Raw genomic sequence first — 18,322 nt, forward strand, 5'->3', positions numbered from 1 at the left:
TCCGACCGGCACCGCGAGGTGCCGGTCGGCATACAAGCCCGTGAATATCGCCCTTTCCGCTACACCCGAACGCCGGCTGAGATTTTCATCGCAAACGCTCGTCACGGTTGTGTTTCTTGCGCCGTCGCTGCTGCTGCTGGCCGTGTTCCTGCTTTATCCGCTCGTCTCCAGCCTGCGGCTGTCGCTGCTCGACTGGAACGGCCTCGGCAACACTGCCCGTTATATCGGGCTCGCGAACTGGGCGCGGCTCGCGCACGACATGGTGTTCTGGCAATCGCTGAAGAACAACGTGATTCTTGCTGTCGCGTCGATCGTCGTCCAGCTTCCGATCGCGCTCGCGCTCGCCGTGCTGCTGGAGAAGGCCGGTCGTGGCTCGCGCTTGCTCAAGGTTCTCTATTTCCTGCCGCTGCTGATGTCGAGCGTGGCGATCGGTGTGCTGTTCAAGCAAATCTACGATCCGAATTTCGGTCCGATCAACGTCGCGCTGCAGGCATTCGGGCTCGATGGCCTCGCGAAGGACTGGCTGGGCGATCCGCATTTTTCGCTGGCTGCGACCATCGCCGTGATCATCTGGCAGAACGCGCCTTTCTACATGATTCTGTTCCTCGCCGGCCTCTCGTCGATGCCGGCCGAGGTCAACGAGGCTGCGCTCCTCGACGGCGCATCCGAGTGGACCATTTTCTGGCGCATCAAGCTGCCGCACCTGCAAGGCACGGTGCGCACCGCTGTGCTGTTGTCCGTGCTCGGTTCGCTGCGTTACTTCGATCTCGTCTTCGTCATGACCGGCGGTGGGCCCGAAGGCTCGTCCGAGGTGATGGCCACCTACATGTATCGCACGGTGTTCAGTTCGTTCCAACTCGGCTACGGCAGCACCATCGGCTCGGCGATGTTCCTTATCGTCATCACGGTGGCGGCGGTGTCGATGTACTTCACCCGCCGTTATGCAACCGAGGTCTGAACCATGAACAAGAAACTACGCTTCCCCCGCGTGGGGGTTCCTCTGCTGGCACTGATCTGGCTGGCCGTCACGACGATTCCGTTTCTCTTCATGGTCGCATCGAGCTTCAAGAGCCAGGAAGAGACCTTCGCGACGTCGGTGTGGGCGCCGCCGAGCCACCTGTATTTGGGTAACTACGCGGCTGTGCTGCAGGGGCCGTTTTTCACTTATTTCCGTAACAGCGTGTTCACGGTGGGCGTGTCGGTGCTGCTGATCGTCATCATCAGTGCGATGGCGGCCTACGTGTTTGCGCGCTTGCGCTTCTCGCTGAACAAGACGCTGTTCGGTCTGGTGGTCGCCGGCATGATCGTGCCGCTGCATGCGACGCTCGTGCCGATCTATCTGCTCACGCGCAACCTCGGCCTTTACGACACCGCGTTCGCGCTGCTCGGCCCTTATGTGGCCCTCAGTCTGCCGGTGTCGATCTTCATCCTGACCGAGTTCATGCGCCAGATTCCGCGCGAGCTCGAAGAAGCGGCGCAGCTCGACGGCTGCAGTCCGTTCCGCATCTTCTGGCGTATTTTCTTCCCGCTTTCGGCACCGGGGCTCGCCACCGTGACGATCTTCAACGGCATTGGTCTGTGGAACGAGTTCATCTTCGCGTACATGCTCACGTCGACGGCCGAGCACCGTACGCTGCCGCTCGCGATTTGGGACTTCATGGGGCAATACGCGTCGAACATACCCTCGATGCTGGCCGTCCTCGTGCTCACGTCGCTGCCGCTGATTGTTGCCTACGCGTTCGGTCAGGAGCGCGTGATCAAGGGGATGATGGCCGGCTCGCTCAAGGGCTGATCCGCATCGCACCTCACCTCGAATCGTGTGGGCCAAAGTGGCCCGCACACCGAACTTCGCATAAACGATATGGCAAGCATCTCTCTCACTAACGTACAGAAGTCCTATACGAGCGGTAACTCGGTGATCCGCGACGCCAACCTCGAAGTCGGCAGGGACGAATTCTGCGTGTTCCTCGGGCCGTCGGGCTGCGGCAAGTCCACGCTGCTGCGCATGATCGCCGGTCTCGAATCGATCACCGACGGCGAACTGCGCATCGACGGTCAACTGATGAACAACGTCGAACCCGCGAAGCGCCAGGTCGCGATGGTGTTCCAGAACTACGCGCTCTATCCGCATATGAGCGTGTACGAGAACATGGCATTCGGCCTGCGTCAGGCGAAGGTCGATAAGGCCATCATCGACAAGAAGGTGCGCAGCGCCGCTGCCGCGCTGCAACTCGACAGCTACCTCGAACGCCGCCCCGCTGCGCTGTCCGGCGGCCAGCGCCAGCGCGTGGCGATCGGGCGCGCAATCGTGCGCGAGCCGGGCGTGTTCCTGTTCGACGAGCCGCTGTCGAATCTCGACGCCTCGCTGCGCGTGCAGACGCGTACCGAAATCGCCCGTTTGCATCGCGAGTTCAACCGCGCGAGCGCGGTGTACGTCACTCACGACCAGATCGAAGCGATGGCGCTCGCCGACAAGATCGTGCTGCTGCACGCCGGCGCGGACATGGAAAAGCACGGCAGCATCGCGCAGATCGGCGCGCCGCTCGATCTGTACCACCGGCCGAAGAGCCGCTTCGTCGCCGGCTTCATCGGTTCGCCGAAGATGAACTTCATGCCGGCCACGGTGCTCGCGGTCGACGACAAGGGCATTCAGGTCGAGCTGACCACGGGCGAGCGCGTGCGCGCCGAGGTCGACGGCCGCAGGCAGCGCGTCGGTTCGCAGGTCACGCTCGGCATCCGGCCGGAGCATCTTGCCCTGCCGTCGGCGCAGGCCGGCGTCCAGACAATCCGCTGCGCCGTGCGCCTGGTCGAACGGATGGGCGAGCACAGCTACGTGCATGTGGACGGTGGCGTGCGCGACGGCAACGCGATGATCGCCAAGCTGCCCGGCGACGGAGGCGTGACGCACGACGAACGCGTCGAACTGGCGTTCGCACCGCACGCGTGCCACGTGTTCGACGACAAGGATTTCGCGCTGCCGCGTCTGCACTGATCCGCTTGCGATCGCGCTGCTTGCACGACGCGAGCAAGCGCGGTCCCATTGCATCGCGTCGCTAGACGCGACGAACGACCCGTAGTCGATCAAACACGGCGAATTCGAGTCGCGGCTGCGTTCGATCGATTAGCAGGACTGCGAAGTCTGGAAAGGTATCTGAAATAGAAGGGATGGCATCCGGGCTGAAGCGACGCCATGCCGCACGCTTGTCAGAAACAACGGATTTGTCGGCGCTTCATGCGCTTCGTACACCACGATAAAAAAAAGGAGTTTTCGATGTTGCTTCGCCAAAGTGAGGTCCCGCTCTACCGCAATCCAGCGGCAGCCGTGGAAGAGCGCGTGGCCGATCTGCTCGCGCGCATGACACTCGACGAAAAGATTGCGCAGCTTCACGCCGCGTGGCTGAAGCTGTCGGCCGATGGCAATCACAAGGCGCGTAGCATCGATTTCGCGCAGAGCGCCAACCAGATCACGGTCGACGAGATCCTGCAGCATGGCCTCGGCCAGATCACGCGCCCGCTCGGCACGCATACGGTCGATCCGAAAGAAGGCGTACGCGCGCTCAACGAGCTGCAGCGCAAGATGGTCGAAGACACGCGCCTCGGCATTCCGGTGATGTCACACGAGGAATGCCTCGTCGGGCTCATGATCAAGGACGCGACGCTGTTCCCGTCGCCGTTGAACTATGCGGCGACGTGGAATCCGCAACTGGTCGGCGAAGTGGGCACGATCATCGGCGAGCAGGCACGCTCGATCGGCTGTCATCAGGGGCTCGCGCCGGTGCTCGACGTGTCGCGCGACCCGCGTTGGGGCCGCACCGAGGAGACGCTCGGCGAAGACCCGTATCTGGTTGGCGTGCTCGCGTGTCATTACGTGAAGGGCCTGCAGGGCGAACAGCGCGATCTGCTCGCGACGCTCAAGCATTTCGTCGGTCATTCGGCGAGCGAAGGCGGCCGCAATCATGCGCCGGTGCATGTCGGTCCGCGTGAGCTCAACGACGTGTTCATGCTGCCTTTCGAAATGGCCGTGAAGCTCGCGAACGCGGGCTCGGTGATGCCCGCCTATCACGACGTCGACGGCGTACCCTGTCATGGCGATCGTGCGCTGCTGCACGACACGCTGCGAGAGAAATGGGGCTTCGACGGTCTCGTCGTCGCCGATTACGCGGGCGTCGACCTGCTGTTCAGCCATCATGCGGTGGCGCGCGACAGCGCGTCGGCCGCAGCCCTCGCGTTCAACTCCGGGCTCGACGTCGAGCTGCCGGGTCACGAGTGCGCGGTGCATCTGAAGGAAGCGCTCGAGCGCAACGAGATCAGCGAAGCGACGATCGACACCGCCGTCTCGCGCGTGCTGCGCGTGAAATTCCAGCTCGGCCTGTTCGAGAATCCGTACGTCGATCCCGAACGCGTCGACGTGAAAAGCGCGACCGCGGGCGATACCGCGTATCAGGTCGCGCTCGAATCGGCGGTGCTGCTGCGCAATCAAGGCGACGTGCTGCCGCTCGATGCGCGCGGCCCGGACAAGATCGCGGTGATCGGCCCGACCGCCGACGATCCGCTCGCGCTGCTCGCCGGCTACAGCTTCCCGGTGCACCTGATCAACAGCGGCGAGCAGTCCACTGCTTCGATCGCGACGCCGCTGCGTTCGCTGCGCGCGTTGCTCGGCGACGAGCGCGTCATTCACGCGCAGGGTTGCGACCTCATCAAGGAGCGCCGCGCGGGCGCGCCGGTGTTCCCGGGCGACGTGTCGCTCGATCTGACCGGCGACGCGCATTGCGACGAGCTGATCAGCAAGGACACCGACGGCATCGCGGCCGCGGTCGAGGCCGCGCGGCAAGCGGGCGTCGCGCTGGCGTTCGTCGGCGATCTGGCGGGCCTGTTCCAGTCCGGCACGGTCGGCGAAGGGTCCGATACCGACAGCCTCGACCTGCCGGGTGTGCAGCAGGCGTTGCTGCAGGCGGTGGTCGATAGCGGCACGCCGACGGTCGTCGTGATGACGGGCGGCCGTCCGTACAATCTCGGCGGCCTCGAAGAGCGCATCGCCGCGCAGATCATGGCGTTCGCGCCGGGCGAGCGTGGCGCCGAGGCGCTGGCCGATCTGCTGGTGGGCCGCGCCAATTTCAGCGGCCGTCTGCCGCTGTCGGTGCCGAAGAGCGCGGGCGCCGTGCCGTACGTGTATAACCATCGTCTGAAGAGCGCGGGAACGCCGATTGCATACCATTTCGGCTGCCGCTATCCGTTCGGTTTCGGTCTCGGCTATACGCAGTTCCGTTACGGCGATCTCGCGCTCGCGCACAGCGAAGTGCCGATCGAAAGGGGTACGATCGAGTTGAGCTTCACGGTCGACAACATCGGCGCGCGCGACGGCACCGAGATCGTGCAGATCTACGTGCGCGACCGGCACGCGTCGGTCGCGCGGCCGGTCCGCGAGCTGAAGGCGTTTGCGCGCGTGCCGCTCGCGGCCGGTGCGTCGGCGCGTGTGCGCGTGAAACTGCCGGTCGACATGCTGAACCTCACCGACGCGTGCGGCGAGCGTATCGTCGAGCCCGGTGACTTCGATCTGCTGGTCGGCAGCTCGAGCCGCGACATTCATCTGAGCGGCACGGTCGCCGTCGCGGGTTCCGCGACGAGAACGCTCGAACGCAACTGGCGCATGCTGAGCGAGGTCGAGATCGTGGCCTAAGCGGCGGGTCAGGGCGGCGAGCGCCGTCCTGTGTGTGGTCCTACTCGTAACAAGTGGAAAATCTGATGTCGTACGCAACCTATCCAAGTTTGTCGGACAAAACCATCGTCGTGACCGGCGGCGGCGGCGGGATCGGCGCCGCGATCGTCGAGGCCTTCGCGCAGCAAGGCGCGCGCGTGTTCTTCCTCGACGTCGCCGAGCACGATTCGCTCGCGCTGCAGGAAACGCTTCGCCACGCGAAGCATCCGCCGCTGTTCCGCCGCTGCGACCTGAAAAATGTCGACGCGATCGAACACACGTTCGCCGAAATCGTCGATGCGGCGGGCCCGATCGACGTGCTCGTCAACAACGCCGGCAACGACGACCGGCACGAAATCGGCGAGCTCACCGCGAGCTACTGGGACGACCGTATCGCGGTGAATCTGCGCCACCAGTTCTTCTGCGCGCAGGCCGCCGCGAACGGTATGCGTCGCGCGGGGCGCGGCGTGATCCTGAATCTGGGCTCGGTGTCGTGGCATGTCGCGCTGCCGAACCTCGCGATCTATATGACCGCCAAGGCCGGCATCGAAGGGCTCACGCGTGGTCTCGCGCGTGATCTCGGCAGCGCGGGCATCCGCGTGAATTGCATCATCCCCGGGGCGGTGAAGACGCCGCGGCAGATGCAACTGTGGCAATCGGCTGAGAGCGAAGCGAAGGTCGTCGCGAGTCAGTGTCTGAAACTGCGCATCGAGCCCGAGCACGTCGCGCGTATGGCGCTGTTCCTCGCGTCCGACGACGCATCACGCTGCTCCGGCCGCGATTACTTCGTCGACGCAGGGTGGTACGGAGAATGAGCATGCCGGTCCCAGTGTGCGTATGGGCGGTCGGCGCCGAGCTGGCCGAAGGGCCGCTATGGCAGGCCGCCGAAAACGCGGTGTATTTCGTCGATATCAAGGGGCGCCGGATTCATCGGCTGTCCGTCGCGACCGGCGAGCAGCGAACGTGGCAGGCGCCCGACCAGCCCGGTTTTCTGGCGCCGCTCGCGGACGGCGCGTTCGTATGTGGGCTGCCATCCGGCTTGCATCGCTTCGATCCGGCAAGCGGCGAGTTCAGCAAGCTCGCCGAGGTCGAACCGCATCTGCCGGGCAACCGCCTCAACGACGGTTTCGTCGATGCACGGGGACGCCTGTGGTTCGGCTCGATGGACGATGCGGAAGAGGCGCCGAGCGGCACGCTGTATCGGGTGAACGAGCAAGGCGCGGCAATCGCGCAGGACGACGACTACGTGATCACGAACGGCCCGGCGATGAGCCCGGACGGCCGCACGCTGTATCACAACGACACGATGCGGCGCGTGGTTTATGCCTTCGACGTCGCCGCGGACGGCACGCTCTCGGGCAAGCGCATCTTCGCCGCCATCTCCGGCGACGGCCATCCCGACGGCATGGCCGTCGATGCCGACGGCTTCGTGTGGATCGCGCTGTTCGGCGGCTGGCGGATCGAGCGTTACTCGCCGGCGGGCGAGCTGGTCGATCAGGTGCCGTTGCCGTGCGCGAACGTGACGAAGCTCGCGTTCGGCGGCGACGATCTGCAAACCGTCTATGTGTCGACCGCATGGAAGGGACTGACGGCGGTCGAGCGCCAGCATCAGCCGCAGGCGGGCGGGCTGTTCTCGTTTCGCGCGCCGGCGGCGGGGCAGGCTCAGGCGCGCTGCACGGTGGGCTTCGAGCGCTAGACGACAAAAGCACAGCGACAGGACAGGCCGCAAAACGCAACCCTGACGTTGCCTGGTCGCTCCGCAAGGAGCGGCCCGCTATCATGTGCGTTCCATGACTTTCGCGCATTCGCCCCGATACCTATCATGACGTCCAGGCCGCCAGTCCCGCCCCGCATGTCCGATGTTGCCGAACGCGCGGGCGTCTCGAAGATGACCGTGTCGCGCGTGCTCGCCGGCCGCAACGTGTCGCAGGCGACTCGCGAACGCGTGCAGAAGGTCATCGACGAACTCGGCTACGTCGCCGATGCGGCGGCGGGCGCGCTGTCGTCGGGACGCTCGGCGTTCGTCGCGGTGCTGGTGCCGTCGCTGTCCAGCTCGAACTTCTCCGACACCGTGCGCGGACTGAATGCCGCGCTGGGCCCGCACGGTCTGCAACTGCTGCTCGGCGACACGGACTACCGTCTGGAACAGGAAGAACTGCTGGTGCGCTCGATGCTGCGTCACCAGCCGCGCTGCGTCGCGTTGACGGGCGGCCGGCACACCGAGGCGACGCGCATGCTGTTGCAGCGCGCCGGCATTCCGGTCGTCGAAATGTGGGATCTGCCCAGCGATCCAATCGATACGGTCGTCGGCTTTTCGAACTCGGCGGCGGCGCGCGCGATGGTCCGGCATCTGCACGAGCGCGGTTATCGGCGGATCGGCTTCATCGCGGGTGCCAGCGAGCGGGACCGGCGCGGGCACGACCGGATGCGCGGCTACGTTGCCGAAATCAAGGCGCTCGGTCTCGGCGAGCCGCGCGTGATCCGGCTCGGCGATTCGCCGATCACGATGAGCCACGGCGCACCGGCGATCGGCGCATTGCTCGACACGTGGCCCGATACCGAGGCCGTGATGTGCGTGAGCGACATGTCGGCGTTCGGCGCGATCATGGAGTGTCACCGGCGCGGGCTGTCGGTGCCGGGCGACATCGCGGTCGCCGGGTTCGGCAACTTCGAGGTGTCGTGGTGCTGTCAGCCGAGCATCACGACGGTGTCGGTCGACGCGTACGGCATCGGCCTACGCGCTGGCGAAACGCTGCTCGCGGCGCTCGCCGATCGCGAAGCGGGTGAGGTGCAGCGCAGGAAAGCCGTGAAAATCGATTTCACGGTGATTGCACGCGATAGCGCGTAGATGGCGCACTAGCACTCCCCTTAATTAAACAGATCAGGGATATCCCTCGGTTGTCCGGCTGGTAAGCCGGGCGTAACATCCACAGCTAGAAATGTTACCGGTAACTTAGCCGGCGGTGCAAAATCGCACGAGCCGCGAGGCAACGGCATTTCCGACCAAAAATACGCTGATGGAGAAACGAATGACCGCTGTACCGCCCGCCATCGTCGCGCCCGCCGCGCGCGTCGACGAGTTCGAGGAAAGGACCTATCGCAAGGTCGTGCGCCGGCTGCTGCCGGTACTGTTGTTGTGCTATGTGGTTGCGTATCTGGATCGCGTGAACGTCGGCTTCGCGAAGCTGCAGATGCTCGACGATCTCGGCCTGTCCGACACGATGTACGCGATCGGCGCGAGCGTGTTCTTCTGGGGCTATTTCATCTTCGAAGTGCCCAGCAACGTGTTCCTGCATCGCTACGGTGCGCGCTTCTGGATCGCGCGAATCATGTTCACGTGGGGGCTCGTGTCGATGGCGCTCGCGTTCGTCGCGCCGCTCGCGCGCGTCGCGCACGTCGAAACCGCGACGATGTTCTACATCCTGCGCTTTCTGCTCGGGCTCTGCGAGGCCGGCTTCTTCCCCGGCGTGATTCTGTACCTGAACTTCTGGTTTCCGTCGCAGCGCCAAAGTCGCGTGATGTCAGGCTTTCTGATCGCAATGCCGGTCAGCCTGATGCTCGGCGGCATCGCGTCGGGCTGGCTGATGGACCATACGGCCGGCCTGCTCGGCTATCAGGGCTGGCAATGGATGCTGCTGATCGAAGGCGTGCCGTCGCTGCTGACCGCGTTCGTGGTGTACTTCTCGCTCGACGACGGCATTGACCGCGCGCGCTGGCTCACGCCGCAGGAGAAGAGCCTGCTCGCGGCGAATCTGCAGCGCGAAAGCGCGCACAAGACAGCGCGCTTCGGCTCGGCGGTGCGCGATCCGCGCGTCTGGCTGCTGGTCGCGATTTTGCTCACGTTCAATACCGGCTTCTACGGCCTCGCGTTCTGGCTGCCGTCGATCATCAAGGCGACCGGCGTGCAGGATCCGTTGCATATCGGCCTGCTGACCGCGATCCCATACGGCGTGGCCATCATTGCGACACTCGCGAACGCCGCGCATTCGAAGAAAACCGGCGAGCGGCGCCTGCATGCGGCGATTCCGGCGCTGATCGGCGGAATCGGTCTGATCATGAGCGCGGCTTTGGCGCATCATGTGGTGTGGGCGATCACGTTTCTGACGATCGCCACCGCCGGCATCCTTGCGCTGATGCCGATTTACTGGACGTTCCCGGGACAGTTGCTGTCGGGCGCCGCCGCGGCGGCCGGCATCGCGATGATCAACGCGATCGGCAATCTGTCCGGCTTTACCGGTTCGATGATCACCGCCGTAGCGAAAGATTTGACCGGCGACATCAACAACGGCACTTACGCACTCGGTGCGTGTCTGCTGGTCAGTTGCGTGCTGATCCTGCTCGTGCCGCGCACGATGCTGACGCGGGCCGCCTCGAATGAAGGCAGCGGCCCCGGCCGCGAGACAGCGCGGGCACAGAAACAAGCAGAGCACGCATAAGAAACCCTCACCCAGACAGAGAGACAAGCATCATGTCAGCATCCACCCCGCGCCGGCTGCGCAGCCAGGAATGGTTCGACGATCCCTCGCACGCGGATATGACGGCGCTGTACGTCGAGCGTTTCATGAACTACGGTCTGACGCGCGAAGAGCTGCAGTCGGGCCGGCCGATCATCGGCATCGCGCAGACCGGCAGCGATCTCGCGCCGTGCAACCGGCATCACATCGAGCTCGCGGCGCGCACGAAGGCCGGTATTCGCGACGCGGGCGGCATTCCGATGGAGTTTCCGGTGCATCCGCTCGCCGAGCAGAGCCGCCGGCCGACCGCCGCGCTCGATCGCAATCTCGCGTATCTGGGCCTCGTCGAAATCCTGCACGGCTTCCCGCTCGACGGCGTCGTGCTGACCACCGGCTGCGACAAGACCACGCCCGCGTGCCTGATGGCGGCGGCCACCGTCGATATGCCGGCGATCGTGCTGTCCGGCGGTCCCATGCTCGACGGCTGGCACGACGGCAAGCGCGTCGGGTCGGGCACCGTGATCTGGCATGCACGCAATCTGCTGGCGGCCGGCGAGATCGACTACGAAGGCTTCATGGAGCTGACTACCGCGTCGTCGCCGTCGATCGGTCACTGCAACACGATGGGCACCGCGCTGTCGATGAACAGCCTCGCCGAAGCGCTCGGCATGTCGCTGCCCGGCTGCGCGAGCATTCCGGCCGCTTACCGCGAGCGCGGCCAGATGGCCTACGCGACCGGCAAGCGCATCGTCGACCTCGTGCGCGAGGACCTGCGGCCGTCGAAGATCATGACGAAAGAAGCGTTCGAAAACGCGATCGTCGTCGCATCGGCGCTCGGCGCGTCGACCAACTGCCCGCCGCATCTGATCGCGATTGCGCGGCACATGGGCGTCGAGCTGAGTCTCGAAGACTGGCAGCGCGTCGGCGAGCAGGTGCCGCTGATCGTCAACTGCATGCCCGCCGGCGAATATCTCGGCGAGAGCTTCCATCGCGCGGGCGGCGTACCGGCCGTGATGCGCGAGCTCGCGAAAGGCGGCCTCGTGCACGACGATTGCCTGACCGTGTCGGGCCGCACGATGGGCGAAATCGCGGCCGCCGCACCCGCGCCGGATCGCGAGGTCATCAAGACGACCGACGATCCGCTGAAGCACGGCGCGGGCTTCATGGTGCTGTCCGGCAACTTCTTCGACAGCGCGATCATGAAGATGTCGGTGGTCGGCGATGCGTTCCGCAAGACCTACCTGAGCGAGCCCGGCGCGGAAAACAGCTTCGAAGCGCGCGCCATCGTGTTCGACGGTCCCGAGGATTATCACGCGCGCATCAACGACCCGTCGCTTGAAATCGACGAGCATTGCATCCTCGTGATTCGCGGCACGGGCACGGTCGGCTATCCGGGCAGCGCCGAGGTCGTCAACATGGCGCCGCCGGCGGCGCTCGTGCGCCAGGGCATCACGTCGCTGCCGACGCTCGGCGACGGCCGTCAGAGCGGCACGTCGGCGAGCCCGTCGATTCTGAACATGTCGCCGGAAGCGGCGGTGGGCGGCGGCCTTGCGCTGTTGCGCACGAACGACCGCATCCGCGTCGATCTGAATTCGCGTAGCGTCAAAGTGCTGGTCGACGAAGCAGAACTCGCGCGACGTCGCGAAACCGTGCACTTCGAGATTCCGCCCGCGCAAACGCCGTGGCAGGAGCTGTATCGCAAGACGGTCGGCCAGCTTTCGACCGGGGGCTGCCTCGAACCGGCGACGCTGTATCTGAAGGTGATTGCCGAGCGCGGCAACCCACGGCATTCGCATTGACCCGCGGGTGACAAGGCCGGGCTTCGCACGCAACGCGACGCCCGGCCTTGCCCGTTTTCCCATTTATCCGAAAGAGCCCATCCCATGTCCGCAATTTCCCCCTCCAGCTTTCTTCCCGGCGATCTGAACGACGCACTGCTGATCGGCCGCGTGTGGCGCAAGACCGAGCAGCATGAAGGACCGTGCGTGGTCGTCGTGCGCGGCGGCGAGGTGTTCGACATCACCGCGGCCGTGCCGACTACCGCCGACCTGTTCGAGCGCGACGATGCCGCGCAATTTGCGCGCCGCGCGCCGGGCGTGCCGCTCGGGCCGGTCGCGCAGCTGATCGAGGCGAATCTGCCGGGCGCGAGCGCACCGGCCGTGCGCCTGCTCGCGCCGTGCGACGTGCAGGCGATCAAGGCCTGCGGCGTCACGTTCGCGGTGAGCCTGATCGAGCGCGTGATCGAGGAGCAGGCCGGCGGCGATCCGGCGAAGGCGAAGGAAGTGCGCGAGACGATCGCGTCGACGATCGGCACCGATCTGTCGAAGATCAAGCCGGGATCGGAAGCGGCGATGAAGCTGAAGGCCGAGCTCGAGCGTCGCGATGCGTGGTCGCAATACATGGAAGTCGGCATCGGTCCGGACGCCGAAGTATTTTCGAAATCGCAGCCGATGTCGGCAGTCGGCTTCGGCGCGGACGTCGGTCTGCTCGCCGCGTCGGTGTGGAACAACCCGGAGCCGGAGATCGTGCTCGCGGTGAACAGCCGCGGCGGCATCGTCGGCGCGACGCTCGGCAACGACGTGAACCTGCGCGACATCGAAGGCCGCTCGGCGCTGTTGCTCGGCAAGTGCAAGGACAACAACGGCTCGTGCGCGATCGGTCCGTTCGTGCGTCTGTTCGACGACACCTTCTCGCTCGACTCGGTGCGCGCCGCGAGCGTGTCGCTGCGCGTCGAAGGCGCCGACGACGACTTCGTGCTCGACGGCGTGAGCCACATGAGCGAGATCAGCCGCGACCCGGCCGACCTCGTCGCGCAGACCTGCGGCCGTCACCACCAGTACCCGGACGGCTTCATGCTGTTCCTCGGCACGATGTTCTCGCCGATCAAGGACCGCGACGCGCCCGGCGGCGGCTTCACCCACCACCTCGGCGACCGCGTGACGATTTCGACGCCGCAGCTCGGCGCGCTGACCAACACGGTGCGCCTGTCCACCGAAATCGAGCCGTGGACGTTCGGCGTGCGCGCGCTCTATCGCAATCTCGCGGCCCGTGGCCTGCTGGTTGATGAATAACCGGATTGTCGTTGCAATTTTCGAAAGGAGAATCAGGACATGAGTCAGTTCGCAAACTACATCGACGGACAGTGGGTCGACGGCGCGAGCGTGTCGCGCAACGTCAATCCGTCGAATCTCGACGACGTGATCGGCGAATTCGCGCAAGCCGACGCTGAGCAGACGCATCGCGCGATCAGCGCCGCGCGCAAGGCCTTCGCGCAGTGGTCGTTGTCCACGCCTCAGCAGCGCTTCGACGTGCTCGACCAGGCGGGCAGCGCGATCCTCGCGCGCAAGGCAGAGCTCGGCAAGGTGCTCGCGCGTGAAGAGGGCAAGACGCTGCCCGAGGCGATCGGCGAAGTGGGCCGCGCCGGGCAGATCTTCAAGTTCTTCGCGGGCGAAGCGCTGCGCGTCGGCGGCGAAGTGATGCCGTCGGTGCGGCCGGGCATGACGGTCGAAATGACGCGTGAGCCGGTTGGCGTGGTCGGCCTGATTACGCCGTGGAATTTTCCGATTGCGATTCCGGCGTGGAAGATCGCGCCGGCGCTTGCGTACGGCAACACGGTCGTGATCAAGCCGGCCGATCTGGTGCCGGGCAGCACGTGGGAGCTGGTCAAGATCATCGCCGAGGCGGGCGCGCCGGCGGGGGTGATCAACCTCGTGATGGGGCGCGGTTCGGTGGTTGGCGAGGCGCTCGTTTCGTCGCCGGATGTCGATGCGATCAGCTTTACCGGTTCCGTTTCGACGGGCCGCGCGATCGGCGCGAAGTGCTTCGATTCGGGCAAGAAATTCCAGCTGGAAATGGGCGGCAAGAACCCGATGGTCGTGCTCGACGACGCCGATCTCAATGTTGCGATCGAAGCGAGCATCAACGGCGCGTTCTACTCGACCGGCCAGCGTTGCACGGCATCGAGCCGGCTGATCGTGACCGCGGGGATCTATGACCGCTTCATCGACGGCATGAAGGCGCGCATGCGCGCGCTGAAGGTCGGCGATGCGCTCGCGGACGGCACGCACATCGGCCCGGTCGTCGACGACAAGCAGTTGGCACAGGACGAGCGCTATCTGGCGATCGCGCGCGACGAGGGCGGCACGGTGTTCGGCGGCGAGCGCGTCGAAGGCTCGACGCGCGGCTATTTCCTCGCGCCGGCGCTGGTCACGGAGACGACCCCGGCTATGCGCATCAACCGCGAAGAGGTATTCGGGCCGGTGGCGTCGGTCATCAAGGTCAAGGACTACCAGGAAGCGCTCGCGGTTGCCAACGGCACCGAGTTCGGGTTGTCGGCCGGCATCTGCACGACATCGCTGAAGTACGCGAGTCATTTCCGCCGCCATGTGCAGGCCGGCATGGTGATGGTCAACACCGCGACGGCGGGGGTCGATTATCACGTGCCGTTTGGCGGGCGGAAGGGGTCGAGCTACGGTCCGCGCGAGCAGGGCGCCTACGCCCGCGAGTTCTATACGTCGGTGAAGACCGCGTATATCAACCCCGGCGCGGTCTGACGCAGAACTGACAACAGAGCTCCCCAAAACGGAACTGGCCCGCCATCGCATTCAGTCGCGATGGCGGGCCAGCAGGGGAAGCTGCGAGAGCGCTAAGCCGAGCGCTCCGGCAGGTACAGCTACATCAACAGCAACTTTCCAACCTGCAACGCCTTACTGCGCTGCGTGACCTTGCTGCGACGAACCGCTGGTCACGCCGCCGACCGCGGCGTTTTGCGCCGCGACGCGGGCTTCGGCAGCCTGAATGTTCGACGGATATTCGTTCGGGTTCGAACGTGCCGGGTTGTAGCCGGCTTTTTCGATCTGAGCCAGCTCTTCACGGACTTGCGCGCGGGTCAGCGGCTGGTTCGATTGAGCGAAAACGGCAACCGGAGCAGCGAGGGTAGCGGCGATAACGACAGCTTGAACGAGCGATTTCATTTTTACTACCTCCAGGTTTTGTCTTGTTAGGCTGCGAAACCATTTGTTTGCAGCAGTGCAGACAGTCTAGGGGGAGCGCAAACTAGGGTAAATACCTAATTTCTGAACTCACTGTTTCCGAAACCAAAACAATAATGAGACAGCAAAGCCGTCGAGCGTCGATTTGCAAGGCGATCCGCTACAACTGGCGCGCATGAGTCAGCCGGCTGATAGGGCCTGGATGAGCAGCAAGCCCGCGCCGGCGACGGCTATGGCGCCGCTCGCCCGGGCGACGAGTGCGCCGTCCGGCGCGAGTCGCTCGGCCGTAATGGCGGCCGTCACGGCGGCCATCAAGCGCAAATCCGTCATGCCGACGACCAGCAGAATTGCCGTGAGACCCCCGCAGCAACCGGCGCAATCGATGCCGATGCGCAGACCGTATCTCCACGCGCTCGGCGCATCGGCGGGAAGGCTGGGTGTCGTGCGGCTGCAGGCAAGGCGGCGGGCTTTCCATGTGCTGAACTGCAACGAGCCCGCGAGCAATACGACCACGCTGACCGCCAGCGGCGTCGAACGCGCGAGCGCTGGCCACCGCAACTCGAGCGCCGCGAGCGACGCGCCCAATGCAAACACGGCCACGCCGAGCGCCGTCCATACGACCGCATACGCGCCACTCACGAGCATCGTCAGCAGGGCCAGTCGCTCCGCACTTGCGCGCGAGCCGATCGCGTCGCGATAGCGCAGCAGCGTCGGCATCAACGACGGCAGCATCATCGCCGCCATCATCACGATCCACATGGCGATGAACGATGCCGCGGCGCGGGCCCACGTGCGCCCGCAGGTCGGCATCCACAGCGTCGACATCGACCAGCCGCCGGGCATCGGCAACGCGCCCATCGCCGACATCGACGCGCCGTGGGCCAATGTCGCCGCGACGCTCGCGGCGAACATCAGCAGGCAGACGCCGACGAACACGCGCTGCGATGAGCGCGCCGCGCGCCGTGTGGCAAGGCGCTGCCCGCTCAAGCAGACAGCGCGCACGAGCGGGCTCATGACCGCTCGTACTCGTCGTGACGGCGCCACCAGATGCCCGTCTCGTTGCGCCCCTTCGGCGCGCGATCGAGCCACTGGTACATGCCCCACAGCGCATCGACACCGCGCGCGTAAGTCGAGTACGTGTGATAGACGACGCCGTCTTCGAGCACGAACGCGCTCATGCCTGGCCGGTCGCGCGAATAGGTGGCCGCGTCGGTGCCGCAGGTCGCCGCGAACTGCGCGACCGGTTCGGGCGCGGGACTCACGTCCATCGCGTGACTGTTGCGTGCGTAGTTGTACTCGATATCGCCATCGCGCTGCTGTGCCTCGGTGAACGAGACGTTGAAGTCGAAATTGAAATCGCCGCTTGCCGACGACGCCCATGGAAACGTCCAGCCCATGCGCCGCTTGTACGTCTGCAGCTTGTCGAGCGGCGCGCGCGACACCGCCGTCAGCATCACGTCGTGATGCGCGAGATGCACGGCGAAGCCGGCGAAGCCGTCCGCGATCGACGAGCACGATGGGCAGCCCGCCTTGTAGTCGGGGCCGAACATGAAGTGGTAGACGAGCAGCTGCGAACGTCCTTTGAACAGATCGGCGAGCGACGCGCTGCCTTGGTCGGTATCGAAGCGGTAGGCCTTGTCGACCCTGACCCACGGCAGCGCCTGGCGTTGCGGTGCGAGCTCGTCGCCGTGTCGCGTGTGGGCTTTTTCCGCGTCGAGCAGTGCGCGTCGCGCGGCGAGCCACTGTTCGCGTGTTCCGATCGGATGCGTAGTCATCGTGGGTACCTCCGTGAGTCGTGCCGCGCCGCGCGAACCCTTGCCCGACGGCGTCGGTGACGGTTGATGGTCGTGCTAGATTAGGGCTGGGCATCCATCGGGTGGGAGTGACAAGTGTGGCGGGATTCGCTTGATGCATTGACGTGCTACGCGCGGACTCGCACGCCGTGGACGCGCTGATTTCGGCGGCGGCGCGCGCGCTCGCGGCCGGCGATCCGCTTGGCGCGCTCGACCACGTCGCGTTACGCGACGACGCGCCGGCGCTCGCGCTGCGCGGCATCGCGATGGCGCAGCTCGGCGATTTCGGGCGCGCAAAGGCGTTGGTGCGCGACGCCGCGCGCGCGTTCGGCGCGCAGCATGCGGTGGCGCGCGCGAGATGCTTGGTCGCCGAAGCGGAGATCGCGCTCGCGTCGCGCGATCTCGCGTGGCCCGCCAAAACACTCGACGCCGCGACCGCCACGCTCGACGCACACGGCGATCGCGTCAATGCCGCGCATGCGCGGTATCTCGCGGCGCGGCGTCTGCTGCTGATCGGCCGTCTCGACGAAGCGGAGCGCAAGCTTGCCGCACTCGATCCCCGGCCGTTTCCGCCCGCACTGCGTGCCGCGCATGAACTGGTGGTCGCGGGAGTCGCGCTGCGGCGTTTGCGCAGCGGCGTCGCCCGTGCCGCGCTGGCGCGGGCCGGACGCGCGGCACGCGAGGCCGGCATTCCGGCGTTGATCGCGGAAGTCGAAAGCGCGTCGGTGGCACTGGGCAAACCGGCGGCGCGCATGATCGTGCATGGCGAAGAAGAACCGATCCTGCTCGATGAAGTCGAGAAGCTGTTGACCTCGAATCGCGCTGGCGGCGCGTTGATCGTCGACGCTTGCCGCTACGCGATCCGCGATGCGAACGCGGCGGTTGCGCTCGCGAGCCGACCGGTGCTGTTTGCGCTCGCCCGCATGCTCGGTGAGGCATGGCCCGACGACGTGCCGCGCGACGCGCTCGTCGCACGTGCGTTCCGCGCCAAACGCGCCGACGAATCGCATCGCGCGCGGCTGCGCGTCGAGATTGGCCGGCTGCGCACGGCGCTCGGCACGCTCGCGAGCGTCAGCGCGACGACGCGCGGCTTCGCGCTCGCGCCGCGTCACGCCCGCGAGGTCGTCGTGCTGGCGCCGCCGGTCGAAGGCGAGCATGCGGCGCTGCTCGCGTTTCTGTCGGATGGCCAAGCGTGGTCGAGTTCCGCGCTTGCCCTCGTGCTCGGCGCGAGTCAGCGCACCGTGCAGCGCTCACTCGACTCGCTCGCCGCGGCCGGCAAGGTGCAGCCAGTGGGCGAGGGGCGCGCGCGCCGCTGGATGACGCCGCCCCTAGCCGGATTCGCGACGGCTTTGTTACTCCCTTCCCCGTTCGCTTCATGATTAGGATGGC

At 65.8% G+C, this 18,322-nt stretch carries 15 protein-coding genes; 12 read left to right on the forward strand and 3 right to left on the reverse strand.

All coding sequences use genetic code 11. From position 1 onward, the window contains the following. Positions 1–40 precede the first annotated feature (40 nt). The 11 genes from HDG37_RS05910 to HDG37_RS05960 all read left to right on the forward strand — a co-directional run bounded on the left by HDG37_RS05910 (position 41) and on the right by HDG37_RS05960 (position 14,702). Positions 41–958, forward strand: a complete 918-nt coding sequence (locus tag HDG37_RS05910) for a carbohydrate ABC transporter permease (protein ID WP_244144714.1) — start codon at positions 41–43, stop codon at positions 956–958. Between the two features lie 3 nt (positions 959–961). Beyond that, entirely contained in the window at positions 962–1,792 is an 831-nt protein-coding gene (locus HDG37_RS05915) for a carbohydrate ABC transporter permease (RefSeq protein ID WP_184045181.1), read from the forward strand. A gap of 69 nt (positions 1,793–1,861) precedes the next feature. Continuing rightward, entirely contained in the window at positions 1,862–2,992 is a 1,131-nt protein-coding gene (locus tag HDG37_RS05920; protein ID WP_090810616.1) for an ABC transporter ATP-binding protein, read from the forward strand. 279 nt (positions 2,993–3,271) lie between these two features. Further along, on the forward strand, positions 3,272–5,677 hold the full coding sequence (locus HDG37_RS05925) for a glycoside hydrolase family 3 N-terminal domain-containing protein (protein ID WP_184045182.1): 2,406 nt from the start codon (positions 3,272–3,274) through the stop codon (positions 5,675–5,677). Positions 5,678–5,742: 65 nt separating this feature from the next. Then, the gene (locus HDG37_RS05930) at positions 5,743–6,510 is read left to right on the forward strand and encodes an SDR family NAD(P)-dependent oxidoreductase (protein WP_184045184.1); all 768 of its coding nucleotides are present in this window, start codon (positions 5,743–5,745) and stop codon (positions 6,508–6,510) included. Then, positions 6,507–7,391: an SMP-30/gluconolactonase/LRE family protein gene (locus HDG37_RS05935; protein ID WP_184045187.1), complete on the forward strand. Its 885-nt coding sequence runs from the start codon at positions 6,507–6,509 to the stop codon at positions 7,389–7,391. Before HDG37_RS05930 ends, HDG37_RS05935 begins: the two co-directional genes overlap by 4 nt. A gap of 156 nt (positions 7,392–7,547) precedes the next feature. Next, complete coding sequence (locus HDG37_RS05940) at positions 7,548–8,543, forward strand: LacI family DNA-binding transcriptional regulator (protein ID WP_184045189.1); 996 nt, start codon at positions 7,548–7,550, stop codon at positions 8,541–8,543. Positions 8,544–8,724: 181 nt separating this feature from the next. Beyond that, positions 8,725–10,131 carry an MFS transporter gene (locus tag HDG37_RS05945; RefSeq protein ID WP_184045191.1) on the forward strand — a complete coding sequence of 469 codons (1,407 nt, stop codon included), beginning with the start codon at positions 8,725–8,727 and terminating at the stop codon, positions 10,129–10,131. Between the two features lie 32 nt (positions 10,132–10,163). Then, positions 10,164–11,948 carry an IlvD/Edd family dehydratase gene (locus tag HDG37_RS05950; protein ID WP_184045193.1) on the forward strand — a complete coding sequence of 595 codons (1,785 nt, stop codon included), beginning with the start codon at positions 10,164–10,166 and terminating at the stop codon, positions 11,946–11,948. Positions 11,949–12,032: 84 nt separating this feature from the next. Further along, positions 12,033–13,220 (forward strand): fumarylacetoacetate hydrolase family protein, encoded by a 1,188-nt coding sequence (locus HDG37_RS05955; RefSeq protein WP_184045195.1) that lies wholly within the window; start codon positions 12,033–12,035, stop codon positions 13,218–13,220. 39 nt (positions 13,221–13,259) lie between these two features. Further along, positions 13,260–14,702, forward strand: a complete 1,443-nt coding sequence (locus tag HDG37_RS05960; protein ID WP_184045197.1) for an aldehyde dehydrogenase family protein — start codon at positions 13,260–13,262, stop codon at positions 14,700–14,702. Positions 14,703–14,855: 153 nt separating this feature from the next. Here the strand turns inward: HDG37_RS05960 and HDG37_RS05965 are convergent, their stop codons facing one another. From HDG37_RS05965 to HDG37_RS05975, 3 genes are all read right to left on the reverse strand, one after another. After that, positions 14,856–15,122: a DUF4148 domain-containing protein gene (locus HDG37_RS05965; protein WP_090810603.1), complete on the reverse strand. Its 267-nt coding sequence runs from the start codon at positions 15,120–15,122 to the stop codon at positions 14,856–14,858. 198 nt (positions 15,123–15,320) lie between these two features. Continuing rightward, positions 15,321–16,154 (reverse strand): DUF2182 domain-containing protein, encoded by an 834-nt coding sequence (locus HDG37_RS05970; protein ID WP_184045199.1) that lies wholly within the window; start codon positions 16,152–16,154, stop codon positions 15,321–15,323. Continuing rightward, positions 16,151–16,915: a DUF899 domain-containing protein gene (locus tag HDG37_RS05975; protein ID WP_184045201.1), complete on the reverse strand. Its 765-nt coding sequence runs from the start codon at positions 16,913–16,915 to the stop codon at positions 16,151–16,153. Before HDG37_RS05975 ends, HDG37_RS05970 begins: the two co-directional genes overlap by 4 nt. A gap of 167 nt (positions 16,916–17,082) precedes the next feature. On the opposite strand from HDG37_RS05975, the gene HDG37_RS05980 reads away from it, so the two are divergent. Beyond that, positions 17,083–18,312: a helix-turn-helix domain-containing protein gene (locus tag HDG37_RS05980; protein WP_184045203.1), complete on the forward strand. Its 1,230-nt coding sequence runs from the start codon at positions 17,083–17,085 to the stop codon at positions 18,310–18,312. Positions 18,313–18,322: the final 10 nt, after the last annotated feature.

The sequence above is a fragment of the Paraburkholderia sp. MM5384-R2 genome (genome assembly GCF_014201025.1).
GTDB classification, from domain to species: domain Bacteria; phylum Pseudomonadota; class Gammaproteobacteria; order Burkholderiales; family Burkholderiaceae; genus Paraburkholderia; species Paraburkholderia tuberum.

Excerpts from the sequence above, each read along its gene's own strand:
- HDG37_RS05920 (WP_090810616.1), top strand. The coding sequence starts at position 1,862 with ATGGCAAGCATCTCTCTCACTAACGTACAGAAGTCCTATACGAGCGGT.
- HDG37_RS05955 (WP_184045195.1), top strand. The coding sequence starts at position 12,033 with ATGTCCGCAATTTCCCCCTCCAGCTTTCTTCCCGGCGATCTGAACGAC.
- HDG37_RS05965 (WP_090810603.1), bottom strand. The coding sequence starts at position 15,122 with ATGAAATCGCTCGTTCAAGCTGTCGTTATCGCCGCTACCCTCGCTGCT.
- HDG37_RS05950 (WP_184045193.1), top strand. The coding sequence starts at position 10,164 with ATGTCAGCATCCACCCCGCGCCGGCTGCGCAGCCAGGAATGGTTCGAC.
- HDG37_RS05915 (WP_184045181.1), top strand. The coding sequence starts at position 962 with ATGAACAAGAAACTACGCTTCCCCCGCGTGGGGGTTCCTCTGCTGGCA.
- HDG37_RS05960 (WP_184045197.1), top strand. The coding sequence starts at position 13,260 with ATGAGTCAGTTCGCAAACTACATCGACGGACAGTGGGTCGACGGCGCG.
- HDG37_RS05945 (WP_184045191.1), top strand. The coding sequence starts at position 8,725 with ATGACCGCTGTACCGCCCGCCATCGTCGCGCCCGCCGCGCGCGTCGAC.
- HDG37_RS05970 (WP_184045199.1), bottom strand. The coding sequence starts at position 16,154 with ATGAGCCCGCTCGTGCGCGCTGTCTGCTTGAGCGGGCAGCGCCTTGCC.
- HDG37_RS05935 (WP_184045187.1), top strand. The coding sequence starts at position 6,507 with ATGAGCATGCCGGTCCCAGTGTGCGTATGGGCGGTCGGCGCCGAGCTG.
- HDG37_RS05925 (WP_184045182.1), top strand. The coding sequence starts at position 3,272 with ATGTTGCTTCGCCAAAGTGAGGTCCCGCTCTACCGCAATCCAGCGGCA.
- HDG37_RS05940 (WP_184045189.1), top strand. The coding sequence starts at position 7,548 with ATGTCCGATGTTGCCGAACGCGCGGGCGTCTCGAAGATGACCGTGTCG.
- HDG37_RS05975 (WP_184045201.1), bottom strand. The coding sequence starts at position 16,915 with ATGACTACGCATCCGATCGGAACACGCGAACAGTGGCTCGCCGCGCGA.
- HDG37_RS05930 (WP_184045184.1), top strand. The coding sequence starts at position 5,743 with ATGTCGTACGCAACCTATCCAAGTTTGTCGGACAAAACCATCGTCGTG.